The organism is Mycobacterium sp. 852002-53434_SCH5985345 (assembly GCF_001667155.1).
Taxonomy (GTDB): domain Bacteria; phylum Actinomycetota; class Actinomycetes; order Mycobacteriales; family Mycobacteriaceae; genus Mycobacterium.
This window is the reverse complement of the sequence record NZ_LZIE01000027.1, coordinates 16,643-39,392: the sequence shown is the minus strand read 5'-3', so window position 1 is coordinate 39,392 and position 22,750 is coordinate 16,643. Positions and strand designations below refer to the sequence as shown.

The following is a 22,750-nucleotide window of genomic DNA, read 5'->3' as shown; positions in this document are numbered from 1 at the left end:
GCACTCCCCGTGTGCGGGTATGGCAATTTTTGATGCCAGTTATTTGGTGTCTTTTTGTTAGGTCAGATTTTCTCTGATTTGAAATTCACCTCGTTCTGCGAGGAGATTTTGTTTGGAGAGTTTGATCCTGGCTCAGGACGAACGCTGGCGGCGTGCTTAACACATGCAAGTCGAACGGAAAGGCCCCTTCGGGGGTACTCGAGTGGCGAACGGGTGAGTAACACGTGGGCAATCTGCCCTGCACTTCGGGATAAGCCTGGGAAACTGGGTCTAATACCGAATAGGACCACTCGGCGCATGCCTTGTGGTGGAAAGCTTTTGCGGTGTGGGATGGGCCCGCGGCCTATCAGCTTGTTGGTGGGGTGATGGCCTACCAAGGCGACGACGGGTAGCCGGCCTGAGAGGGTGTCCGGCCACACTGGGACTGAGATACGGCCCAGACTCCTACGGGAGGCAGCAGTGGGGAATATTGCACAATGGGCGCAAGCCTGATGCAGCGACGCCGCGTGGGGGATGACGGCCTTCGGGTTGTAAACCTCTTTCACCATCGACGAAGGCTCACTTCGTGAGTTGACGGTAGGTGGAGAAGAAGCACCGGCCAACTACGTGCCAGCAGCCGCGGTAATACGTAGGGTGCGAGCGTTGTCCGGAATTACTGGGCGTAAAGAGCTCGTAGGTGGTTTGTCGCGTTGTTCGTGAAATCTCACGGCTTAACTGTGAGCGTGCGGGCGATACGGGCAGACTAGAGTACTGCAGGGGAGACTGGAATTCCTGGTGTAGCGGTGGAATGCGCAGATATCAGGAGGAACACCGGTGGCGAAGGCGGGTCTCTGGGCAGTAACTGACGCTGAGGAGCGAAAGCGTGGGGAGCGAACAGGATTAGATACCCTGGTAGTCCACGCCGTAAACGGTGGGTACTAGGTGTGGGTTTCCTTCCTTGGGATCCGTGCCGTAGCTAACGCATTAAGTACCCCGCCTGGGGAGTACGGCCGCAAGGCTAAAACTCAAAGGAATTGACGGGGGCCCGCACAAGCGGCGGAGCATGTGGATTAATTCGATGCAACGCGAAGAACCTTACCTGGGTTTGACATGCACAGGACGCGTCTAGAGATAGGCGTTCCCTTGTGGCCTGTGTGCAGGTGGTGCATGGCTGTCGTCAGCTCGTGTCGTGAGATGTTGGGTTAAGTCCCGCAACGAGCGCAACCCTTGTCTCATGTTGCCAGCGGGTAATGCCGGGGACTCGTGAGAGACTGCCGGGGTCAACTCGGAGGAAGGTGGGGATGACGTCAAGTCATCATGCCCCTTATGTCCAGGGCTTCACACATGCTACAATGGCCGGTACAAAGGGCTGCGATGCCGTAAGGTTAAGCGAATCCTTTTAAAGCCGGTCTCAGTTCGGATCGGGGTCTGCAACTCGACCCCGTGAAGTCGGAGTCGCTAGTAATCGCAGATCAGCAACGCTGCGGTGAATACGTTCCCGGGCCTTGTACACACCGCCCGTCACGTCATGAAAGTCGGTAACACCCGAAGCCAGTGGCCTAACCCTTTGGGAGGGAGCTGTCGAAGGTGGGATCGGCGATTGGGACGAAGTCGTAACAAGGTAGCCGTACCGGAAGGTGCGGCTGGATCACCTCCTTTCTAAGGAGCACCACGAAAAACATCCCAATTGGTGGGATGTAAGCCGTGCGGGGTTCTCACCTGTAGTGGGTGAGGGCCGGGTGCACAACAGCAAATGATTGCCAGACACACTATTGGGCCCTGAGACAACACTCGGCCAGTCCGTGTGGTGTCCCTCCATCTTGGTGGTGGGGTGTGGTGTTTGAGTATTGGATAGTGGTTGCGAGCATCTAAACGGATGCGTTGCCGGCAACGGTCGCGTGTTCGTTAAAATGTGTAATTTCTTTTTGATTTTTGTGTGTATGTAAGTGTCTAAGGGCGCATGGTGGATGCCTTGGCATCGAGAGCCGATGAAGGACGTGGGAGGCTGCGATATGCCTCGGGGAGCTGTCAACCTAGCTTTGATCCGAGGATTTCCGAATGGGGAAACCCAGCACGAGTGATGTCGTGTTACCCGTATCTGAATATATAGGGTGCGGGAGGTAACGCGGGGAAGTGAAACATCTCAGTACCCGTAGGAGAAGAAAACAATTGTGATTCCGTCAGTAGTGGCGAGCGAACGCGGAACAGGCTAAACCGCACGCATGTGTAACCGGGTAGGGGTTGTGTGTGCGGGGTAGTGGGATTGATATGTCTCAGCTCTACCTGGCTGAGGGGTAGTCATAAAGTGTCGTGGTTAGCGGAAGTGGCCTGGGACGGCCTGCCGTAGACGGTGAAAGCCCGGTACGCGAAAACCCGGCACCTACCTTGTATCAATTCCCGAGTAGCAGCGGGCCCGTGGAATCTGCTGTGAATCTGCCGGGACCACCCGGTAAGCCTAAATACTTCTCGATGACCGATAGCGGATTAGTACCGTGAGGGAATGGTGAAAAGTACCCCGGGAGGGGAGTGAAAGAGTACCTGAAACCGTGTGCCTACAATCCGTCAGAGCCTCCTTGTGGGGTGATGGCGTGCCTTTTGAAGAATGAGCCTGCGAGTCAGGGACACGTCGCGAGGTTAACCCGTGCGGGGTAGCCGCAGCGAAAGCGAGTCTGAATAGGGCGCATCCCCTTTGGGGTGTAGTGGCGTGTTCTGGACCCGAAGCGGAGTGATCTACCCATGGCCAGGGTGAAGCGCGGGTAAGACCGCGTGGAGGCCCGAACCCACTTAGGTTGAAGACTGAGGGGATGAGCTGTGGGTAGGGGTGAAAGGCCAATCAAACTCCGTGATAGCTGGTTCTCCCCGAAATGCATTTAGGTGCAGCGTTACGTGTTTCACCACGGAGGTAGAGCTACTGGATGGCCGATGGGCCCTACTAGGTTACTGACGTCAGCCAAACTCCGAATGCCGTGGTGTATAGCGTGGCAGTGAGACGGCGGGGGATAAGCTCCGTACGTCGAGAGGGAAACAGCCCAGATCGCCGGCTAAGGCCCCTAAGCGTGTGCTAAGTGGAAAAGGATGTGCAGTCGCAAAGACAACCAGGAGGTTGGCTTAGAAGCAGCCACCCTTGAAAGAGTGCGTAATAGCTCACTGGTCAAGTGATTGTGCGCCGATAATGTAGCGGGGCTCAAGCACACCGCCGAAGCCGCGGCAACCGCAAGGTTGGGTAGGGGAGCGTCCCCCATGCAGCGAAGCTACCGGGTAACCGGTGGTGGAGTTTGGGGGAGTGAGAATGCAGGCATGAGTAGCGATAAGGCAAGTGAGAACCTTGCCCGCCGTAAGACCAAGGGTTCCTGGGCCAGGCCAGTCCGCCCAGGGTGAGTCGGGACCTAAGGCGAGGCCGACAGGCGTAGTCGATGGACAACGGGTTGATATTCCCGTACCCGTGTGTGGGCGTCCCTGACGAATCAGCGGTACTAACCACCCAAATGGTGGTCTATCAATCCCTTCGGGGTGCGAGGATCGCCGGCTGCGTGGGACCTTCGTTGGTAGTAGTCAAGCAATGGGGTGACGCAGGAAGGTAGCCGTACCAGTCAGTGGTAATACTGGGGCAAGCCTGTAGGGAGAGCGATAGGCAAATCCGTCGCTCATTAATCCTGAGAGGTGATGCATAGCCGATTGAGGTGAATTCGGTGATCCTCTGCTGCCAAGAAAAGCCTCTAGCGAGCACACACACGGCCCGTACCCCAAACCGACACAGGTGGTCAGGTAGAGCATACCAAGGCGTACGAGATAACTATGGTTAAGGAACTCGGCAAAATGCCCCCGTAACTTCGGGAGAAGGGGGGCCGGAATACCGTGAACACCCTTGCGGTGGGAGCGGGATTCGGCCGCAGAAACCAGTGGGTAGCGACTGTTTACTAAAAACACAGGTCCGTGCGAAGTCGCAAGACGATGTATACGGACTGACGCCTGCCCGGTGCTGGAAGGTTAAGAGGACCCGTTAACCGTAAGGTGAAGCGGAGAATTTAAGCCCCAGTAAACGGCGGTGGTAACTATAACCATCCTAAGGTAGCGAAATTCCTTGTCGGGTAAGTTCCGACCTGCACGAATGGCGTAACGACTTCCCAACTGTCTCAACCATAGACTCGGCGAAATTGCACTACGAGTAAAGATGCTCGTTACGCGCGGCAGGACGAAAAGACCCCGGGACCTTCACTACAACTTGGTATTGGTGTTCGGTACGGTTTGTGTAGGATAGGTGGGAGACTGTGAAACCTCAACGCCAGTTGGGGCGGAGTCGTTGTTGAAATACCACTCTGATCGTATTGGACACCTAACGTCGAACCCTTATCGGGTTCACGGACAGTGCCTGGCGGGTAGTTTAACTGGGGCGGTTGCCTCCTAAAATGTAACGGAGGCGCCCAAAGGTTCCCTCAACCTGGACGGCAATCAGGTGTTGAGTGTAAGTGCACAAGGGAGCTTGACTGCGAGACTTACAAGTCAAGCAGGGACGAAAGTCGGGACTAGTGATCCGGCACCCCCGAGTGGAAGGGGTGTCGCTCAACGGATAAAAGGTACCCCGGGGATAACAGGCTGATCTTCCCCAAGAGTCCATATCGACGGGATGGTTTGGCACCTCGATGTCGGCTCGTCGCATCCTGGGGCTGGAGCAGGTCCCAAGGGTTGGGCTGTTCGCCCATTAAAGCGGCACGCGAGCTGGGTTTAGAACGTCGTGAGACAGTTCGGTCTCTATCCGCCGCGCGCGTCAGAAACTTGAGGAAACCTGTCCCTAGTACGAGAGGACCGGGACGGACGAACCTCTGGTATACCAGTTGTCCCACCAGGGGCACGGCTGGATAGCCACGTTCGGACAGGATAACCGCTGAAAGCATCTAAGCGGGAAACCTTCTCCAAGATCAGGTTTCTCACCCTTTTAGAGGGATAAGGCCCCCCGCAGACCACGGGATCGATAGGCCAGACCTGGAAGCCCAGTAATGGGTGTAGGGAACTGGCACTAACCGGCCGAAAACTTACCAACACACAATCGCAACCACTTTTCAGTTCCAGCGACTATTAGTCGCGGGACGCTCTGACGCCACACCCCCCACCGAAACCAAATTTAAATAGAGTTACGGCGGCCACAGCGACAGGGAAACGCCCGGTCCCATTCCGAACCCGGAAGCTAAGCCTGTCAGCGCCGATGATACTGCCCATCCGGGTGGAAAAGTAGGACACCGCCGAACATACACAAAAACACCCCCGGCAACGGGGGTGTTTTTGCATTCGCTGACGCCGGTGCGTTATTAGTCGAATAGAGTCAGAGCCGAATTCACCGATGCGCGTTTCTTTTCCAATGCGAGCAGCGTTCGCTTTCGGTCGAGGCCGCCGCCGTAGCCGGTGAGGCTGCCGTTGGCACCGATGACGCGATGGCAGGGGATGACAATTGCGATCGGGTTGTGGCCATTGGCCAACCCAACGGCCCTAGCGGAGCCGGTGGCGCCGATCTGTGCCGCGATTTGTCCGTACGATCTGGTTTCGCCATAGGGGATAGTCCGAAGGGCCTCCCACACTCGCCGCTGAAATGCGGAGCCGCGCAGCTCGAATTTGAAATCGAACTCCGTGAGTTCGCCCTCGAAATAAGCGTTGAGTTGCTCAGTGGCCTCGTTGAATGCCGCCGGATTCGGGGCCCAGCCGGTGCGGCTCGGCTCGTAGGTCTGGTCGACCATCCGAAGCATGGTCAGAACCGAGTCCTGGCCGGCAAGGGTCAGCGGCCCGATTGGGCTGTCGATGGTGCGGTACTCGATCATGCGACCTCCTGTGGTGGCCATTGGTTAACCGGATGCTCGAGGGTGGTCCATAGGTATTGGGTGGCGTAGGAGCGCCAAGGGCGCCACTGGACGCCATGGGCGACCAGGGCCCGTTCGCCAATCGGTAAGCCCAGCTGCTTGGCGGCCAGGCGAAGGCCAAGGTCGGTGGCGGGGAACGCGTCCGGATCACCGAGGCCGCGCATCGCGATCACCTCTGCGGTCCATGGGCCTACTCCGGGCACGTCCAGCAATTGCCTGCGGGCGGATTCCCACTCGCTCCCGCTGTCCAGGACGATACTGCCGTCGGCCAGGCCGGCGACCAATGCGTTGAGGGTTCGCCGGCGCGCTTTGGGGACCGCCAAGTGGACGGGGTCGATCTCGGCGAGCTGCTCGGCTGACGGGAAGGTGCGGGTCAATCCGCCGTCGGGGTCCGCGACCGGCTCACCGTATGCCGCGACCAGGCGGCCGGCGTGGGTTCGGGCCGCCTTGGTGGACACCTGCTGCCCCAGGACCGCCCGCACGGCCAGCTCAGCCTCGTCGACGGTGCGCGGAATGCGTTGGCCGGGCGCCTTGGCCACCACGGGAGCCAGGTACGGGTCCCCGGCCAGCGCGTCGTCCACCGCCTCGGGGTCGGCGTCGAGATCCAGCAGCCGGCGACAGCGGGCAATCGCCGTCGTCAGGTCACGAAAATCGTCGAGGGTGAGCACACAGCGGACATGGTCGATCACCGGTGTCAGGGCGACCACGGCGCTGCCGAACGGAAGGCGCAGACTGCGTCGGTAGGCACCTTCGCGGACCTCCTCGCAGCCGGGCACCGTGCCGGCGGCGAGATGACCGAAGACGCCCTTGTAGGCGAACGGCGTGCGCACCGGCAACCGCAGGCTGACCGTCCCCGCCGAAGCGGCTCCGAGTTTTGCGGCGCTCGATGGATCCGCGGCGCGCCGGCGCAGCTCCGTCGGCGCATTGTCGAAGACCGAGCGCACGGTGTCGTTGAACTGGCGAATGCTGGAAAATCCCGAAGCGAACGCGATGTCGCCGAACGGCAGGTTGGTGGTCTCGACGAGCAGGCGGGCGGTCTGCGCTCGTTGGGCGCGGGCCAGCGCGAGCGGGCCGGCGCCGACCTCGGCCTGCAACAGCCGCTCCAGCTGACGGGTGGTGTAACCGAGATGGGCCGCCAAACCGCCGACACCTTCACGGTCCACCGTGCCGTCGGCGATGAGCCGCATCGTCCGTGCGACGACGTCACCGCGCACATTCCATTCCGGCGACCCCGGAGACGCGTCGGGACGGCACCGCTTACATGCCCGGAATCCTGCGCGCTGAGCAGCGGCGGCGGTCGGGTAGAACCGGACGTTGCGAGCGAAAGGCGGCCGCACCGGGCAGCTGGGCCGGCAATAGATGCCGGTTGTCAGCACCGCCGTGACGAACCAGCCGTCGAACCGGGCGTCCTTGGACTGGACGGCGCGGTAGCAGCGTTCGAAGTCTTCGTGCACGCTTACAAGACTTACACCCGCCCGCCGACAAAACTGGCGGAAAAACGACATCGTAGTGCGGACGGATCGGGAGCCCTGACGGACGGCGGCCCCGCACCAAAACGGCGCATCGGTGCAACTACGGCTACCGGCCGGTAGCCGTAGCTCGAGCGTTACGGGGCGGGAGGGGTTCCGACGCAAACGCCGCCGGCGCAGGCGCCCGCTCCGCCGGGTCCGGCGGAAGCCCCCGCGCCGGGCACACCGGCACTCGCCCCGCCGGGACCGGCGCCGGCGCCGGAACCACCCGGTCCGGCGGTCGTGGCGCCCCCGGGTCCGGTCTCGGGGCCGCCGCCGCCCGGTCCGGCGGGAGTCGTTGCGGCCGGTGCCGTCGTGGTGACGCTCGCGGGCGTCGTGACGGTGGTGGTGACGGTCGAAGTCGTCGGGCTCTTGTTGTTGTTGTTCGAACTGCATCCCGCGGTGAACGAACTCAGGGCGATTGCCGCGGCGATGCCCGCGGCCAGGGAAACACGGCGGGCAGTCCCACTACCGGTCATGTCAACACCAATCTCTCGAGGGGCGATGTCCTTAGTCCCCTTACCCATTCGGGCCCGAAATCAATCGCGTTGAGCCGGCGGGTCGGCGGGCGTGGCGAGGCGGGTTGGTTGCTCGTGTCCGCGGAGGGTCACGGTCTCGCCCAAAGACCAACGGGCGCGCTCCTTCTCGCTCACACCTTCCAGCGCGTCGGCCGCCGCAAGCAGTAGGCCCGGGTACGACTTGGCAAGCTCGCACAGGCGGGCTGCCTCGTTGACCGGCCCGCCGATTACGGTGTACTCGAAGCGTTCCCGGGCGCCGACGTTCCCGGCAACGACTTGCCCCGCCGCCACCCCGATACCGGCCCGGCACACCGAGATTTCGTTGTTCAGTCGCTCGGAGATGGCGCGCGCGGCGGCCAGCGCTTGCTCTTCGGGGCAGTCCAGATGATTGGGCGCCCCGAACACGGCCAGCGTTGCATCGCCCTCAAACTTGTTGACCAGCCCGCAGTGTCGGTCCACTTCCTCGACGACTATCGCGAAGAACTGGTTGAGCAACTGGACGATCTCCGCCGCGGGCCGGGTCGTCACCAGCCTGGTCGACCCGACGATGTCGATGAATACGACCGCCACATGCCGTTCTTCTCCGCCCAGCTTCGGCCGCTCGCGTTCGGCGGCCAGGGCGACCTCGCGCCCGACGTGCCGGCCGAACAGATCGCGAACCCGTTCGCGCTCGCGCAGCCCGTCGACCATCGCGTTGAATCCGCGTTGTAGCTCACCGAGTTCGGTTCCGTCGAATACCACCAGGTCGCCCCGCAGATCACCGCGCTCGACACGCCTCAGCGCCGCGCGGACCACGCGGACTGGAGTTGCGGTGAGCCAGGCCAGGATCCACATCAAAAGGCAGCCGAAGATCAGCGTGGCGATCGATACGATCAGCACGCCGACGGCGAATTGCGTCTCGGTCAGATTGCGCATCACGGCCTGGAAGCCGGCCAGGAAGCCGATGCCGAGAACGGGCAGGCCCGAGCCGAGGAACCAGACCACCATGGTCCGGCCCATGATCCCCGAGGCGAATCGCCGCGGTGGTGGCCCCGCTTCGAGCGCCTGAGCCGCCGCCGGGCGCAACGCGAACTCGGCGAGCAGATAACTGCCGGTCGCCACCAAGATGCCGCAGATGCCGACCGCGATGAGGAAGCGCGGGATGAACAGCGTGTTGACCAGTCCGTAAAGCGTCGTCAGGACCGTCGCCCCGACACCCCACAGGATGAGATCGAAGCGGGCGATGCGCCATGGGGCCAGAAAAGTGTTTCGCTCGTCCTCCCGGTTCGGCGTGCGTTCCTCGATCGCCCAGCGCAGCGATACGACGGTCCTGCGGGTGATCCAATAGGTGCCCACCGCCAGTGCCAGCGCGATATAGGCCGGTGACGCCGCGAAGGTGATCCACCCGGGCGCGTCGAACACACTGGGCTGCGGAATGGCGATGGTCACCAGGAGCAGCGCAACGGCGATGCCGATCAGGTTGGCGCCCAAGACCAACACCGTCAGGATGACCTGGATGCGGATGCGGCGACGTCGCTGGCTTTCGGAAACCCGTCCCAGCAGCAGCGAGCCGTACGCCGGGGTCTCTGGTAGCCGCCCGCTCTGCCGGGTGACCGTCTCGAGCACCCGGCCGATCCGTTTTGCCAAGCTCTGGTTGGCCGACATGGTGGCGTCAGCCTAATTTGTCGGCCACGCTCTAAGGTGAGTCGGGTGCGTCTAGTGATCGCCCAGTGCACTGTGGACTACGTCGGCCGGCTCACCGCGCATCTTCCGTCGGCCCGCAGGCTGTTGCTGTTCAAGGCCGACGGATCGGTCAGCGTGCACGCCGACGACCGCGCCTACAAGCCGCTGAACTGGATGAGTCCACCTTGCTGGCTCACCGAGGAGCCCGGTGATCAGCTGCCCGTGTGGGTCGTCCAGAACAAGGCCGGGGAACAGCTGCGCATCACCGTCGAGGAGGTCGAGCACGACTCCAGCCACGATCTGGGCGTTGACCCCGGGCTGGTCAAGGACGGCGTCGAAGCCCACTTGCAGGCGTTGCTCGCCGAACACGTGCAGCTGCTCGGTGCGGGCTACACGCTGGTGCGTCGCGAATACATGACCGCCATCGGGCCCGTCGACCTGCTCTGCCGTGACGAGCAGGGCGGTTCCGTCGCGGTGGAAATCAAGCGGCGCGGCGAGATCGACGGCGTCGAGCAGCTCACCCGCTACCTCGAGTTGCTCAATCGCGACAGCGTGCTCGCGCCGGTGAAGGGGGTGTTCGCCGCCCAGCAGATCAAGCCGCAGGCGCGCACGCTGGCTACTGACCGCGGGATCCGTTGCATCACATTGGATTACGACAAGATGCGGGGGATGGACAGCGACGAGTACCGGCTGTTCTGAACCCCGCTAGGCTGGCGGCATGGCTAGGCGCCGCACACCGCCACGCCGGCAGCGGGCGTCACCGCCGCCCCTGGTGCCGCGCCGGGTGGAGACCGGGCCCGACGGCCACGAGTACGAAGTCCGTCCCGTCGCCGCGGATCGTGCGGTCAAGACGTACCGCTGCCCCGGTTGTGACCACGAAATACGCGCCGGCACCGCACATCTGGTGGTGTGGCCGATCGATTCGACGCTCGGGGGAGCTGACGATCGGCGGCATTGGCATGCCCCGTGCTGGAGCCACCGCGCCACGCGCGGCCCGACCCGGAAGTGGTCGTGATCTGAGGGACTCAGGCGGCCGGTTCGACCAGCTCGATGAGCACGCCGCCGGCGTCCTTGGGGTGGATGAAGTTGATCCGCGAGTTTGCCGTGCCGCGACGCGGCGCGTCGTAGATGAGCCGGATGCCCTGGGCGCGCAGATGCTCGATCACGCTGTCGAGGTCGCTCACGCGAACCGCCATCTGCTGGATGCCGGGCCCGCGCTTGTCGAGGAACTTCGCGATGGTCGAGGAGTCGTCGAACGGGGCCATCAGCTGGATCTGCGCGGTACCAGCCGGCGCACCGCGCACGGCCAGCATGGCCTCGCGGATTCCCTGCTCCTCGTTGACTTCCTCGTGCACCAGGTTCATGCCGAGGTGGTCGTGATACCAGGCGATTGCCGCGTCCAGGTCGGCGACTGCGATGCCGACGTGATCGATCGCCGTCACCAGGCCGGTGGCCAGGATCTGACGGGCGTCAACTTGATCGGTCGTCATCACATAAAGGTAACCTGGCGGCAAAGATTGCGCTTCTCCGGGAGGCCGAACCGGCCGTCCACGGACCCCTAGGAGGTTTTCATGACCACGTCGGTGATCGTTGCTGGAGCGCGCACGCCGATCGGCAAGTTGATGGGTTCGCTGAAGGATTTCTCGGCCAGCGACCTGGGTGCCATCGCGATCGCCGGCGCGCTGGAGAAGGCCAACGTGCCCGCCTCGGCGGTCGAATACGTGATCATGGGGCAGGTGCTGACGGCCGGGGCCGGCCAGATGCCCGCGCGCCAGGCGGCCGTTGCGGCCGGCATCGGCTGGGACGTCCCGGCGCTGACCATCAACAAGATGTGCCTGTCCGGTATCGACGCCATCGCGCTCGCTGACCAGCTCATTCGCGCCGGAGAGTTCGACGTGGTGGTGGCCGGGGGGCAGGAGTCGATGACCAAGGCGCCTCATTTGCTGATGGACAGCCGGACGGGCTACAAGTACGGCGACGTCACGGTCCTTGACCACATGGCCTACGACGGTCTGCACGACGTGTTCACCGACCAGCCGATGGGCGCGCTCACCGAGCAGCGCAACGACGTGGACAAATTCACCCGCCAGGAGCAGGACGAGTTCGCTGCGCGGTCGCATCAGAAGGCGGCCGCGGCGTGGAAGGACGGCGTCTTCGCCGACGAAGTCGTGCCGGTCAACATCCCCCAGCGCAAGGGTGATTCGCTGCAGTTCACCGAGGACGAGGGGATCCGCGCCAACACCACCGCCGAGTCCCTGGCCGGCCTCAAACCGGCCTTCCGTCGCGACGGCACCATCACCGCCGGTTCGGCGTCTCAGATCTCCGACGGGGCGGCCGCCGTGGTGGTGATGAACAAGGCCAAGGCAGAAGAGCTCGGGCTGACCTGGCTGGTCGAAATCGGCGCCCACGGCGTGGTGGCCGGGCCGGACTCCACTCTGCAATCCCAGCCCGCCAACGCGATCAAGAAAGCGCTCAGCCGCGAGGGCATCTCCGTCGACCAGCTGGACGTCGTGGAAATCAACGAGGCGTTCTCGGCGGTCGCGCTGGCATCGACCCGCGAACTCGGCCTGGATCCCGAGATCGTCAACGTCAACGGCGGTGCGATCGCCGTCGGGCATCCCATCGGGATGTCGGGCGCACGGATCACGCTGCATGCGGCCCTGGAACTGGCCCGCCGCGGCTCCGGCTACGCCGTCGCCGCCCTGTGCGGCGCGGGTGGCCAGGGCGACGCGCTGATTCTGCGGGCAAAGTAGCTCGACCGGGGGGCGCTAGCGCCCTCAGAGGACGTTGCTGGCTCCAGACGTACGGTAAGTTTTGTGATCTTGGTCATATCTGCCGGTCGGGCCCGTTGGTGCGACCTCCGGACCGGCCCGGACGTCCTCGCCACCGGGTGGATAGGTCACCGACGCCCATGACAAACTTGACGACGTGACGCGCCCGCGACCCTCGATAGGCCCGGCGATGGCCGGTGCGGTCGACTTGTCCGGCCTGAAGCAGCGGGCCCAGCAACAGCCGCCGGCAGGCGCGACGGGCGCCGGCGCAACGCCGGCCGCTGAGGCCGGTCCCGGAGTTACCGCGATCACCGAGGCCAATTTCGAAACCGAAGTCCTGCTCCGGTCCGAGGAAGTGCCGGTCGTGGTGCTGCTCTGGTCCCCGCGCAGCGATGCGTGTGTCCAGCTCGTCGACATCCTGTCCGGCCTGGCCGCCGAGGACAACGGCAAGTGGTCCCTGGCGACGGTCAACGTCGACGTGGCGCCAAGGGTGGCCCAGATATTCGGTGTCGATGCGGTGCCGACCGTCGTGGCTCTGGCCGGCGGGCAGCCGCTGTCCAGCTTCCAGGGGATGCAGCCGCCCGACCAGTTGCGAGGCTGGGTGGATTCGCTTCTCTCGGCCACGGCCGGAAAGCTCAAGGGCCCAAGCGGTTCCGCGGACTCCGATGAGGTCGACCCCGAGCTGGCAGCGGCCCGCGAACAGCTCGAGACCGGTGATTTCGAGGCGGCCAGAGCCTCGTATCAAGCGATCCTGGACGCCAACCCGGGCAGCGTCGAAGCCAAGGGCGCGATCCGGCAGATCGATTTTCTGACGCGCGCAACCACCCACTCGCCGGATGCCCTCGCGGCTGCCGACGCGGCACCGAGCGACATCGACGCGGCCTTCGCCGCCGCCGACGTGCAAATCCTCAACCAGGATGCGAGCGCGGCCTTCGACCGCCTGATTGCCTTGGTGCGCAGCACGTCCGGGGACGAGCGCACCCGGGTGCGCACCCGATTGATCGAGCTTTTCGAACTTTTCGATCCTGCCGATCCCGAGGTCGTCGCCGGACGGCGCAACCTCGCCAACGCGCTCTACTGACGGCCTACTCGGGCTCCAGCCATAGGGCCGAGTTGGGCGGCAGCACCAACACCGCCGACGCGGGTCGCCCGTGCCACGGGTCCTCGGTGGCGTCGACACCGCCCATGTTGCCGATGCCGGTGCCGTTGTAGTCGGTGGCGTCGGTGTTGAGCACCTCGCGCCAACGGCCGGCGGACGGCAGGCCGAGGCGGTATCCGCTGTGCTCGTTGCCGGCGAAGTTGAAGACGCAGGCCATGACCGAGCCGTCACTGCCGTACCGCAGGAAGCTCAACACGTTGTTGGCGGAGTCGTTCGCGTCGATCCAGGAGTAACCGTCGGGGACGGTGTCCTGGCTCCACAGCGCGGGGTGGTTGCGGTAGATGTCATTAATGTCGCGCACCAGACGCAGGACGCCGTTCGAGAAGCCTTGCTCGTCGAGCTGCCACCAATCCAGGCCGCGCTCCTCGGACCACTCGGCGCGCTGGGCGAATTCCTGGCCCATGAACAGCAATTGCTTGCCGGGGTGCGCCCACTGGTAGGCGAGCAGGCTGCGCAGTCCGGCCGCCTTGACATGGTTGTTGCCCGGCATGCGCCCCCACAGCGTGCCTTTGCCGTGCACGACTTCGTCGTGGCTGATCGGCAGCACGTAGTTCTCGCTGAATGCGTAGAGCATCGAGAACGTCATCTCGTGGTGGTGGTAGTTGCGGTAGATCGGGTCGCGGCTGATGTAGTCGAGCGTGTCGTGCATCCAGCCCATGTTCCACTTCATCGAAAAGCCCAGGCCGCCAAGGTTTGTCGGGCGGGTGACGCCGGGCCACGACGTCGACTCCTCGGCGATGGTGACGATGCCCGGGGCCGACTTGTGCACCGTGGCGTTCATCTCCTGCAGAAATTGCACGGCCTCCAGGTTTTCCCGCCCGCCGTAGATGTTCGGCGTCCAGCCGCCCTCGGGGCGCGAGTAGTCCAGGTACAGCATGGAGGCAACGGCGTCGACCCGTAGCCCGTCGACGTGGTACTCCTCGAGCCAATACAGCGCGTTGGCCACCAAGAAGTTACGCACCTCGGCGCGTCCGAAGTCGAAAACGTAAGTGCCCCAGTCGAGTTGCTCACCGCGCTTGGGATCAGCGTGTTCGTAAAGCGGGGTGCCGTCAAACCGTCCCAGCGCCCACGCATCCTTCGGGAAGTGCGCCGGCACCCAGTCGACGATGACGCCGATGCCGGCGTGGTGCAGCGCATCGACCAGCGCCCGGAATTCGTCGGGCGTGCCGAATCGCGATGTCGGCGCGTAGTACGACGTCACCTGGTAGCCCCACGACCCGGCGAACGGGTGCTCGGCGACCGGGAGCAACTCGACGTGAGTGAACCCGTGCTCGACCACGTAATTGGTCAGCTCTTCGGCCAGTTGCCGGTACCCGAGTCCTGGGCGCCACGAGCCGAGGTGGACTTCGTAGGTGCTCATCGGCTCGAACACCGGATTGCGCTGGGCGCGCCGTTCCATCCATTCGGCGTCCTGCCACGTGTATTCGCTGCGCGTCACGCGGGACGCGGTGTGCGGCGGCACTTCGGTGGCGAACGCCATGGGGTCGGCCCGATCGGTCACGACGCCGTCGGCGCCGTGCACGCGAAACTTATACAGGCCGTTGGCGGGGAAGTCGGGCCAGAACAACTCCCACACACCCGAGGAGCCCAGCGACCGCATGGGGGCATCGCTGCCGGTCCAGCCGTTGAACTCGCCGATCAGGCTGACGCCCTTGGCGTTGGGCGCCCACACCGCGAACGACACGCCGTTGACGACGCCGTCGGCTGTGGTGAACGAACGGGGGTGCGCGCCAAGGGCTTCCCAGAGTCGCTCGTGCCGGCCCTCCCCGAACAGGAAGAGGTCGATCTCGCCCAAAGTGGGCAGGAAACGGTAGGCGTCGGCGACGGTGTACGGGTCGGAACCCTCGTATTTCACCTGCAGGCGGTAGTCGATCAGGTTGACGAAGGGGAGCGCTACGGCGAACAGGCCGGACTCGATGTGCTCCAACGGAAACCGGTCGTCTCCGACGAGCGCCACGACCTCGGCCGCGTGCGGGCGGAACGCCCGGATGACGGTGTGGTCGGTGTACTCGTGGGCGCCCAGGATGCCGTGCGGGTTGTGATGGGTTCCGGCCAGCAGGCGCGACAGGTCGGCGGGGTCGGGCGCCAGGTGTGTCCTGGCGAGTTGGTCGGCTTGGCTCATGTCACAATCCCTCCGGTCCTTTTGGTGGCCTGCGGAGCAGCGTCATTCGGGACTCCTGCGGGATGAGTGGCATGTTGATGACATGCGCGACCGCTCGCGCAGGGTCGATGCGAATGTAGTTTGTTTGCCCCCATTGGAATTCCTGGCCGGTGATTTCGTCGCGCACCCAGAAACGCTCATAGGGCTCCATACCCAAAGCCGCCATATCCAAAAACAGCGTGGCCTCTTCGGCCCCGAACGCGTTGAGCGTCACGACCACCAACACGCAGTCGCCGGTCGCCGGGTCGAACTTGCTGTAGGCAAGCAGCGCATCGTTGTCCACGGCGTGGAAATGGATGGTACGCAACTGCTGCAGCGCCGGATGTAGCCGGCGTATGGAGTTGAGCCGCGTGATGAACGGTTCGAGCGAGCGCCCTTCGGCCAGGGCGCCCGCGAAATCACGAGGCCGCAATTCGTACTTCTCCGAGTTCAGGTACTCCTCACTGCCTTCCCGCACCGCGCGGTGCTCGAAGAGCTCGTAACCCGAATACACGCCCCAGGCCGGGCCCATGGTCGCCGCCAGTACCGCCCGGATCGCGAACATGCCAGGGCCGTTGTGCTGCAGGATGGCGTGCAGGATGTCCGGGGTGTTCACGAACAGGTTCGGGCGCCGAAAGTCCGCGGCGGCGGCGATGGCGTCGCCGAACTCGGTGAGCTCCTGCTTGGCCGTGCGCCAGGTGAAGTAGCTGTAGGACTGCGTGAACCCGAGCTTGGCCAGTCCGTACTGGCGGGCCGGGGGCGTGAAGGCCTCCGAGAGGAACAGCACATCGGGGTCGATGCTCTTCGCCTGGGCGATCAGCCATGCCCAGAAGTTCGGCGGCTTGGTGTGCGGGTTGTCGACCCGAAAGAACTTGACGCCGTGGTCCATCCAGTGCCGGACGATGCGCAGCACCTCGTCGTAAAGGCCCGCCGGATCGTTGTCGAAGTTGAGCGGATAGATGTCTTGGTATTTCTTGGGCGGGTTCTCCGCGTAGGCGATGGTGCCGTCGGGCAGCTCGGTGAACCACTCACGGTGATCGCGCGCCCACGGATGGTCCGGGGCGCACTGTAACGCCAGGTCCAGCGACACCTCCATGCCCAGCTCACGCGCCGCGGCGACGAATGCGTCGAAGTCTTCGATCGTGCCCAGGTCCGGGTGGACGGCATCGTGGCCGCCCTCGTCGCTGCCGATTGCCCACGGAGAACCGACATCTCCGGGAGCGGCGGTGGGAGAGTTGTTGCGGCCCTTGCGGTGTACCTTGCCGATCGGGTGGATCGGCGGCAGGTACACCACGTCGAATCCCATTGCCGCGATGCGCGGAAGCTCGGCGGCCGCGGTGGCGAACGTGCCGTGCACGGGCTTGCCCTCGGCGTCCCACCCGCCGGTCGAGCGGGGGAACATCTCGTACCAGGAGCCGAAGCGGGCAAGCGGCCGGTCCACCCAGACCCCGTACTGGTCGCCGCGGGTGACCAGATCGCGCAACGGATACTCGGCCAGGATCTCGTCGATTTCCGGCCCCAGGGCCAGCACGGTGCGGGTGATCGGGTCCCCGGGGCTTCGCAACGCCGTCGCGGCCGCCATCAGCGGTTCGCGCCGCGCGCGCGGCACCCCCATCGCGGCGCGCTCGAACAGCGCGGCCCCGACCAAGAGGTCGTTGGACAGTTCCGTCTCGCCCTGGCCGGCCTCGAGCTTGGCGACCAGGCCGTGCCGCCAGGAGTGGATGGGGTCGCCCCACCCGTCGATTCTGAAGGTCCACAGGCCCACCCGGTCGGGCGTGAATTGCCCGTGGAAGACATAGGGCTCGAGGCCCAACGTCATCGGCAGCAGCAGCGGCTTGATCCGTTGCTGATCGCCGGCCCCGTCGACTTCCGTCGCGGCCTTCACCGGGGCCTGGACCGCTTTGATCCGGCGGGTTTCGTTTACCTGCGGATAACGCGGCCCGAGGTATCGCACGACCAGCGTCGCCGCGACGGCCTCGTGGCCCTCCCGCCATACCGCCGCGCTGACCGGGATGGTCTCACCAACCACCGCCTTGGCGGGATACGCGCCGCAGGAGACGACCGGTTGTACGTTATCGATCTCGACACGACCAGGCACAACACTCCGTTCCGATTTGCCAGCTCTTCTTCGGCCCGCTTCGCGGACCGCATCGTCGCCGGCAGTGTTCCGACTAGCCGACTCCTCCTCGGTCCGCATTCTCGCGGACCGCATCGTCGTCGACTGGTTCCGACTAGCCGACTCCTCCTCGGTCCGCATTCTCGGACCGCATCGTCGTCGACTGGTTCCGATTGTGTGCGGCCCAACCGCGGTGTGCTCCGCCGCGGAAGGCCTCTCGTCTGGCGAAACTTCCTGTCGTGGGGAACTTCCTTTGTGGGGAAGCAGCGTTGCGGCCCCAATAACTAACCGATACCCAGCCTAGTGTCCGGTCACACCCTCGGCGGGAAAAGCGGTCTCTACCGCCGCCGTGCGTGGGGCGAAATCCTCAGTAAGGTAAGGACGCGTGAAAGCCCTCCGCCGCTTTACCGTCCGCGCTCACCTTCCCGAACGGCTGGCCGCGCTGGATCAGCTGTCGACCAACTTGCGATGGTCATGGGACAAGCCGACCCAGGACTTGTTCGCAACCATCGACGACGGCCTGTGGGAGCGGTGCGGCTCTGATCCGGTGGCGTTGCTGGGCGCGGTGAACCCAGCACGACTCGATGAGCTGGCGCTCGACGAAGCGTTCCTCGGCCGGCTCGATCAGTTGGCCGCCGACCTGAACGAGTACCTGAGCCGTCCGCTGTGGTACCAGCAGCAGCAAGCCGAAGGCGTGGCGATGCCGACGGCGATCGCCTACTTCTCGATGGAGTTCGGCGTCGCGGAGGTGCTGCCCAATTACTCGGGCGGCTTGGGCATCCTCGCGGGGGATCACCTGAAGTCGGCCTCCGATCTGGGGGTGCCCCTGGTGGCGGTGGGCCTCTACTACCGGTCCGGCTATTTCCGCCAGTCGCTGACCGCAGACGGCTGGCAGAACGAGACCTATCCGTCGCTGGATCCGCAAGGGCTGCCGCTGCGGCTACTCACCGATGCCGCCGGCGATCCCGTCCTGGTTGAGCTCACGCTTCCCGACTCCGCCCAGCTGCACGCGCGGATCTGGGTTGCTCAGGTGGGCCGGGTACCGCTGCTTCTGCTCGATTCCGATGTCCCCGAGAACGAGCATGAGCTGCGCGGCATCACCGACCGGCTGTACGGCGGTGACCAGGAACACCGGATGAGGCAGGAGCTGCTGGCCGGCATTGGCGGGGTGCGGGCGATCCGCGCGTTCACCGCCATCGAAGGCCTGCCCGCGCCCGAGGTGTTCCACATGAATGAGGGGCACGCGGGGTTCCTCGGAGCGGAACGCATCCGCGAGTTGATGGTCGATGCCGGGTTGGACTTCGACACCGCGCTGGCCGTCGTGCGATCCAGCACCGTGTTCACCACTCACACTCCGGTGCCCGCGGGTATCGACCGGTTCCCCATCGACATGGTACGGCTCTACTTCGACGGTCACGTCGAGGACGATCCCGGTAAGAAGAAAGCCGGTGCCAAGAGTGCGCCCTCGTTGTTGCCGGGCGTACCGACGGCCCGGATTCTCGCGCTCGGCGCCGAGGACGATCCGACCAAGTTCAACATGGCGCACATGGGTCTGCGGCTGGCGCAGCGGGCCAACGGAGTCTCTTTGCTGCACGGTGAGGTGAGCCGGGCCATGTTCAACGAGCTGTGGTCCGGGTTCGACGCGGACGAGGTGCCGATCGGGTCGATCACCAACGGAGTTCACGCGCGCACCTGGGCGGCGCCGCAATGGTTGCAGTTGGGGCGCGAACTGGCCGGGTCGGATTCGTTCGGCGATCCGGGCGTCTGGCTCCGACTGAACCAGGTTGACGCGGGGCATCTCTGGTGGATCCGCTCGCAATTGCGGTCGCTGCTTGTCGAGGACGTCCGGCAGCGACTGCGTAAATCCTGGCTGGAACGCGGCGCATCAGACGCCGAATTAGGCTGGATAGCAACGGCATTCGATCCGAATGTGCTCACCATCGGGTTCGCCCGGCGGGTGCCCACGTACAAGCGGCTGACGCTGATGCTGCGCGACCCGGAGCGGCTCGAACGTCTGCTGCTCGACGAGGACAGGCCGATTCAACTGATCGTCGCCGGGAAGTCGCACCCGGCCGACGACGGGGGGAAGGCGTTGATCCAGCAGGTGGTGCGTTTCGCCGACCGGCCGGAAGTGCGCCACCGCATCGCGTTTTTGCCCGACTACGATATGTCCATGGCCCGGCACCTGTACTGGGGCTGCGACGTCTGGCTGAACAATCCGCTGCGGCCGCTGGAGGCCTGCGGCACCTCCGGGATGAAGAGCGCCCTCAACGGTGGGCTGAACCTGTCCATCCGAGATGGGTGGTGGGACGAGTGGTACGACGGCGAAAACGGTTGGGAGATACCGTCTGCCGACGGCGTGGCCGACGAGGCTCGCCGGGACGACCTGGAGGCCAGCGCGCTCTACGATCTGCTGGAGCAGGCCGTGGCGCCGAAGTTCTACGAACGTGACGAACACGGGGTGCCGCCACGGTGGATCGAGATGGTGCGGCACACACTGCAGACGCTCGGCCCGAAGGTGCTGGCCTCGCGCATGGTGCGCGACTACGTCGAGCGGTACTACACGCACGCGGCGCAGTCGCTGCGCAGGACCATCGGTCCCGCCGAGGACGGTGCGGACGGCGCTGAGTTCGGGGCGGCCCGCGAGGTGGCCGCCTACCGTCGGCGCGCCGAGGAGGCCTGGCCCAAGATCACCATCACCGATGTGGACAGCACCGGGCTGCCGGACACGCCCGTGCTCGGCTCCAAGCTGACCCTGACCGCCACCGTGGCGCTCGCCGGGCTGGCGCCCGACGAGGTCACGGTCCAAGGGGTGGTGGGCAGGGTCGACGCCAGCGACGCGCTGCTGGACCCGGTCACCGTCGAGATGTCGTATACCGGGACCGCCGAGGGCGGCAACCAGGTGTTCTCGACGACGCTGTCGTTACCGCTGGCCGGGGCGGTCGGATACACCGTTCGCGTGCTGCCCCATCACCCGATGCTTGGCGCCGGCACCGAGCTGGGTCTGGTCACTCTGGCCCGCTGACCTCACGCGGGAAGGCCCTCCGACGCGGTGCGCAGCCGCTCCAAGGCGGCGCGGACCTGCGCCGGATTCGTGGTCTGCCAGAACGGCGGCAGCGAGGCACGCAGGTAGCCGCCGTAACCGGCGGTGACCATCCGCGAATCCAGCAACGCGACCACCCCGCGGTCGGTGATGCGGCGCAACAGCCGACCCGAGCCCTGCGCCAACAGCAACGCGGCGTGGCTGGCGGCGACCGCCATGAAGCCATTGCCGCCGCGCGCGGCCACCGCTCGCTGGCGCGCGCCCAGCAGCGGGTCGTCGGGCCGCGGAAACGGGATGCGATCGATGAGCACCAGGGACAGGGACGGCCCCGGAACATCGACGCCCTGCCAGAGCGACAGCGTGCCGAACAACGAGGTCTGCTCCTCGGCACTGAACTGCTCCACCAGCGCGGAGGTGCTGTCGTCGCCCTGACACAGCACCGGCATCGACAGCCGTTGGCGCATGGCTTCCGCGGCGGCCCGCGCGGCGCGCATCGACGAGAACAATCCCAGCGTCCGCCCGCCCGCCGCCGTGATGAGCTCCGCGATCTCGGTCAGCTGCTCGGCCGACCCGGTGCCGTCCCGCCCAGGTGGCGGTAGGTGTGCGGCGACATAGAGGATTCCGGCCTTGGCGTGCTCAAACGGCGAGCCGACGTCGACGCCGCGCCATGGCATTTCGGTATCGGCAGCGGTCAAACCCCACGCCGCGGCCATCGCGTCGAAGGACCCGCCGATGGTCAGGGTCGCCGACGTCAACACGGTGGTGGAACGGGCGAACACCCGGTCGCGCAGCAGGCCCGCGACCGACAGCGGCGCCACCCTCAGCACCGGGCGCATCGCCCCCCTGTTGTCCTCGTGATCCAGCCACACGACTTCGGTGCGATCGGGAATGGCCGGGGTGAACGACGACAGGACCCGCGAGGCGGCGTCGGATATCTCGCTCAACGCCGCTATCGCTTCGGCGCGTGCGGCGGCGGCTTTCGCGTCGCTCGTGGTGTCGATCGCCGAGCGCGCCGCGCCGGCCGCGTCGCGCAGGGCGGTCACGTACGTCGCGAGCTCCTCGTCGAGGCGGTCGATGCGGCCCGGTGTGCCGTCATGGATCGCCGCGGCGAAGTTGGCCGTCGCCGCCTCCAGCCGCTGGGTCAGTTCCGGATTGACCAATCGGGCGATCCGCCGCGCCGCGACGCCCAGGGCGGCCGGTGTCAGCTCCGCGGTGGCCACCGACGTCACCCGGTCGACCAGTTCGTGGGCCTCGTCGACGACCAGCAGCGCATGTTCGGGCAGCACCGCAGACTCGGCGACGGCGTCGATGGCGAGCAGCGCATGGTTGGTGACCACGATGTCGGCACCCCCGGCCCGGCCGCGCGCCCGTTCGGAGAAGCATTCGGAGCCAAACGGGCAGCGGGCCACGCCTATGCATTCCCGTGCCGAAACGCTGACCTGGGACCAGGATCGATCCGGCACACCGGGTTTCAGGTCGTCGCGGTCACCGGACTCGGTCGTCGACGCCCACGTGGTGAGCCGTTGGACGTCGCGGCCCAGGGCGGTGGACGCCATCGGATCGAAGAGCTCCTCCTGCGGCCGGTCGCCGGCGTCTTCCTCGGCCTCGGCGCCGCCATTGTGAATCTTGTTCAGGCACAGATAGTTTCGGCGGCCCTTGAGCAGCGCGAACTGCGGGCGGCGCGGAAGGGCGTCGGCGATCGAATCGATCAGCCTGGGTAGGTCCCGATCGACGAGCTGCCGCTGCAGCGCGATGGTGGCCGTGGATACGACGACTGGCGAGTCGTCATCGATGGCGCGGACGATCGCGGGCACCAGGTAGGCCAGCGACTTTCCGGTGCCGGTACCGGCCTGCACGACGAGATGCTCGCCGGTGGCAAACGCCCGCGCGACGGCGTCGGCCATCTCGAGCTGGCCGCTGCGCTCGCTGCCGCCGAGCGCAGCCACGGCGATGGCCAGCAACTCGGGCACGGACACTTCGGACGTGGTCAGCCTCTTTTGCTCTGCGG

The 22,750-nt window shown here is 65.1% G+C and carries 13 protein-coding genes and 3 rRNA genes; 8 read left to right on the top strand and 8 right to left on the bottom strand.

Annotated features, from left to right (window positions below; genetic code table 11):
* Positions 1 to 109 precede the first annotated feature (109 nt).
* The 3 genes from A5756_RS05340 to rrf all read left to right on the top strand — a co-directional run bounded on the left by A5756_RS05340 (position 110) and on the right by rrf (position 5,222).
* Positions 110 to 1,638, top strand: a 16S ribosomal RNA gene (locus A5756_RS05340).
* Between the two features lie 281 nt (positions 1,639 to 1,919).
* A 23S ribosomal RNA gene (locus A5756_RS05335) occupies positions 1,920 to 5,017 on the top strand.
* A 92-nt stretch (positions 5,018 to 5,109) separates the two neighbouring features.
* Positions 5,110 to 5,222: ribosomal RNA gene (gene rrf / locus A5756_RS05330) — 5S ribosomal RNA — on the top strand.
* The 16S, 23S and 5S rRNA genes sit together here, the layout of an rRNA operon.
* 60 nt (positions 5,223 to 5,282) lie before the next feature.
* Here the strand turns inward: rrf and A5756_RS05325 are convergent.
* From A5756_RS05325 to A5756_RS05310, 4 genes are all read right to left on the bottom strand, one after another.
* Entirely contained in the window at positions 5,283 to 5,786 is a 504-nt protein-coding gene (locus A5756_RS05325) for a methylated-DNA--[protein]-cysteine S-methyltransferase (protein WP_066948412.1), read from the bottom strand.
* Positions 5,783 to 7,279 (bottom strand): DNA-3-methyladenine glycosylase 2 family protein, encoded by a 1,497-nt coding sequence (locus tag A5756_RS05320; protein ID WP_066948408.1) that lies wholly within the window; start codon positions 7,277 to 7,279, stop codon positions 5,783 to 5,785. The genes A5756_RS05325 and A5756_RS05320 overlap by 4 nt, the downstream gene beginning before the upstream one ends.
* Before the next feature lie 152 nt (positions 7,280 to 7,431).
* Entirely contained in the window at positions 7,432 to 7,812 is a 381-nt protein-coding gene (locus A5756_RS05315) for a hypothetical protein (RefSeq protein ID WP_066948405.1), read from the bottom strand.
* 60 nt (positions 7,813 to 7,872) lie between these two features.
* A complete protein-coding gene (locus A5756_RS05310; RefSeq protein ID WP_066948400.1) occupies positions 7,873 to 9,495 on the bottom strand; it encodes an adenylate/guanylate cyclase domain-containing protein in 1,623 nt (540 codons plus the stop codon).
* A gap of 45 nt (positions 9,496 to 9,540) precedes the next feature.
* On the opposite strand from A5756_RS05310, the gene nucS reads away from it, so the two are divergent.
* Together nucS and A5756_RS25275 are read left to right on the top strand one after the other, a co-directional pair.
* A complete protein-coding gene (nucS, locus tag A5756_RS05305) occupies positions 9,541 to 10,212 on the top strand; it encodes an endonuclease NucS (protein ID WP_066948396.1) in 672 nt (223 codons plus the stop codon).
* A 19-nt stretch (positions 10,213 to 10,231) separates the two neighbouring features.
* Complete coding sequence (locus A5756_RS25275) at positions 10,232 to 10,528, top strand: hypothetical protein (protein WP_082948364.1); 297 nt, start codon at positions 10,232 to 10,234, stop codon at positions 10,526 to 10,528.
* Positions 10,529 to 10,538: 10 nt separating this feature from the next.
* Here the strand turns inward: A5756_RS25275 and mce are convergent, their stop codons facing one another.
* Positions 10,539 to 11,006, bottom strand: a complete 468-nt coding sequence (gene mce / locus A5756_RS05300) for a methylmalonyl-CoA epimerase (RefSeq protein ID WP_082948363.1) — start codon at positions 11,004 to 11,006, stop codon at positions 10,539 to 10,541.
* 78 nt (positions 11,007 to 11,084) lie between these two features.
* On the opposite strand from mce, the gene A5756_RS05295 reads away from it, so the two are divergent.
* Positions 11,085 to 12,266 carry an acetyl-CoA C-acetyltransferase gene (locus A5756_RS05295; protein WP_066948387.1) on the top strand — a complete coding sequence of 394 codons (1,182 nt, stop codon included), beginning with the start codon at positions 11,085 to 11,087 and terminating at the stop codon, positions 12,264 to 12,266.
* A gap of 175 nt (positions 12,267 to 12,441) precedes the next feature.
* Positions 12,442 to 13,365 carry a tetratricopeptide repeat protein gene (locus A5756_RS05290; RefSeq protein WP_066948384.1) on the top strand — a complete coding sequence of 308 codons (924 nt, stop codon included), beginning with the start codon at positions 12,442 to 12,444 and terminating at the stop codon, positions 13,363 to 13,365.
* Positions 13,366 to 13,369: 4 nt separating this feature from the next.
* Here A5756_RS05290 and glgB read toward each other — a convergent pair whose 3' ends face one another.
* Together glgB and A5756_RS05280 are read right to left on the bottom strand one after the other, a co-directional pair.
* Positions 13,370 to 15,565: a 1,4-alpha-glucan branching protein GlgB gene (gene glgB / locus A5756_RS05285; protein WP_066948382.1), complete on the bottom strand. Its 2,196-nt coding sequence runs from the start codon at positions 15,563 to 15,565 to the stop codon at positions 13,370 to 13,372.
* Between the two features lies 1 nt (position 15,566).
* Positions 15,567 to 17,681, bottom strand: coding sequence for an alpha-1,4-glucan--maltose-1-phosphate maltosyltransferase (locus tag A5756_RS05280; protein ID WP_066948379.1), 2,115 nt, complete (start codon positions 17,679 to 17,681; stop codon positions 15,567 to 15,569).
* Positions 17,682 to 18,084: 403 nt separating this feature from the next.
* On the opposite strand from A5756_RS05280, the gene glgP reads away from it, so the two are divergent.
* A complete protein-coding gene (gene glgP / locus A5756_RS05275) occupies positions 18,085 to 20,724 on the top strand; it encodes an alpha-glucan family phosphorylase (protein WP_066948376.1) in 2,640 nt (879 codons plus the stop codon).
* A 2-nt stretch (positions 20,725 to 20,726) separates the two neighbouring features.
* Here glgP and A5756_RS05270 read toward each other — a convergent pair whose 3' ends face one another.
* Entirely contained in the window at positions 20,727 to 22,733 is a 2,007-nt protein-coding gene (locus A5756_RS05270) for an ATP-dependent DNA helicase (RefSeq protein ID WP_066948373.1), read from the bottom strand.
* Between the last annotated feature and the right edge of the window lie 17 nt (positions 22,734 to 22,750).

Bases quoted from the DNA above. Each gene is read 5' to 3' on its own strand.
- A5756_RS05325 (WP_066948412.1), bottom strand. From the start codon at position 5,786: ATGATCGAGTACCGCACCATCGACAGCCCAATCGGGCCGCTGACCCTT.
- A5756_RS05315 (WP_066948405.1), bottom strand. From the start codon at position 7,812: ATGACCGGTAGTGGGACTGCCCGCCGTGTTTCCCTGGCCGCGGGCATC.
- A5756_RS05310 (WP_066948400.1), bottom strand. From the start codon at position 9,495: ATGTCGGCCAACCAGAGCTTGGCAAAACGGATCGGCCGGGTGCTCGAG.
- A5756_RS25275 (WP_082948364.1), top strand. From the start codon at position 10,232: ATGGCTAGGCGCCGCACACCGCCACGCCGGCAGCGGGCGTCACCGCCG.
- A5756_RS05295 (WP_066948387.1), top strand. From the start codon at position 11,085: ATGACCACGTCGGTGATCGTTGCTGGAGCGCGCACGCCGATCGGCAAG.
- glgB (WP_066948382.1), bottom strand. From the start codon at position 15,565: ATGAGCCAAGCCGACCAACTCGCCAGGACACACCTGGCGCCCGACCCC.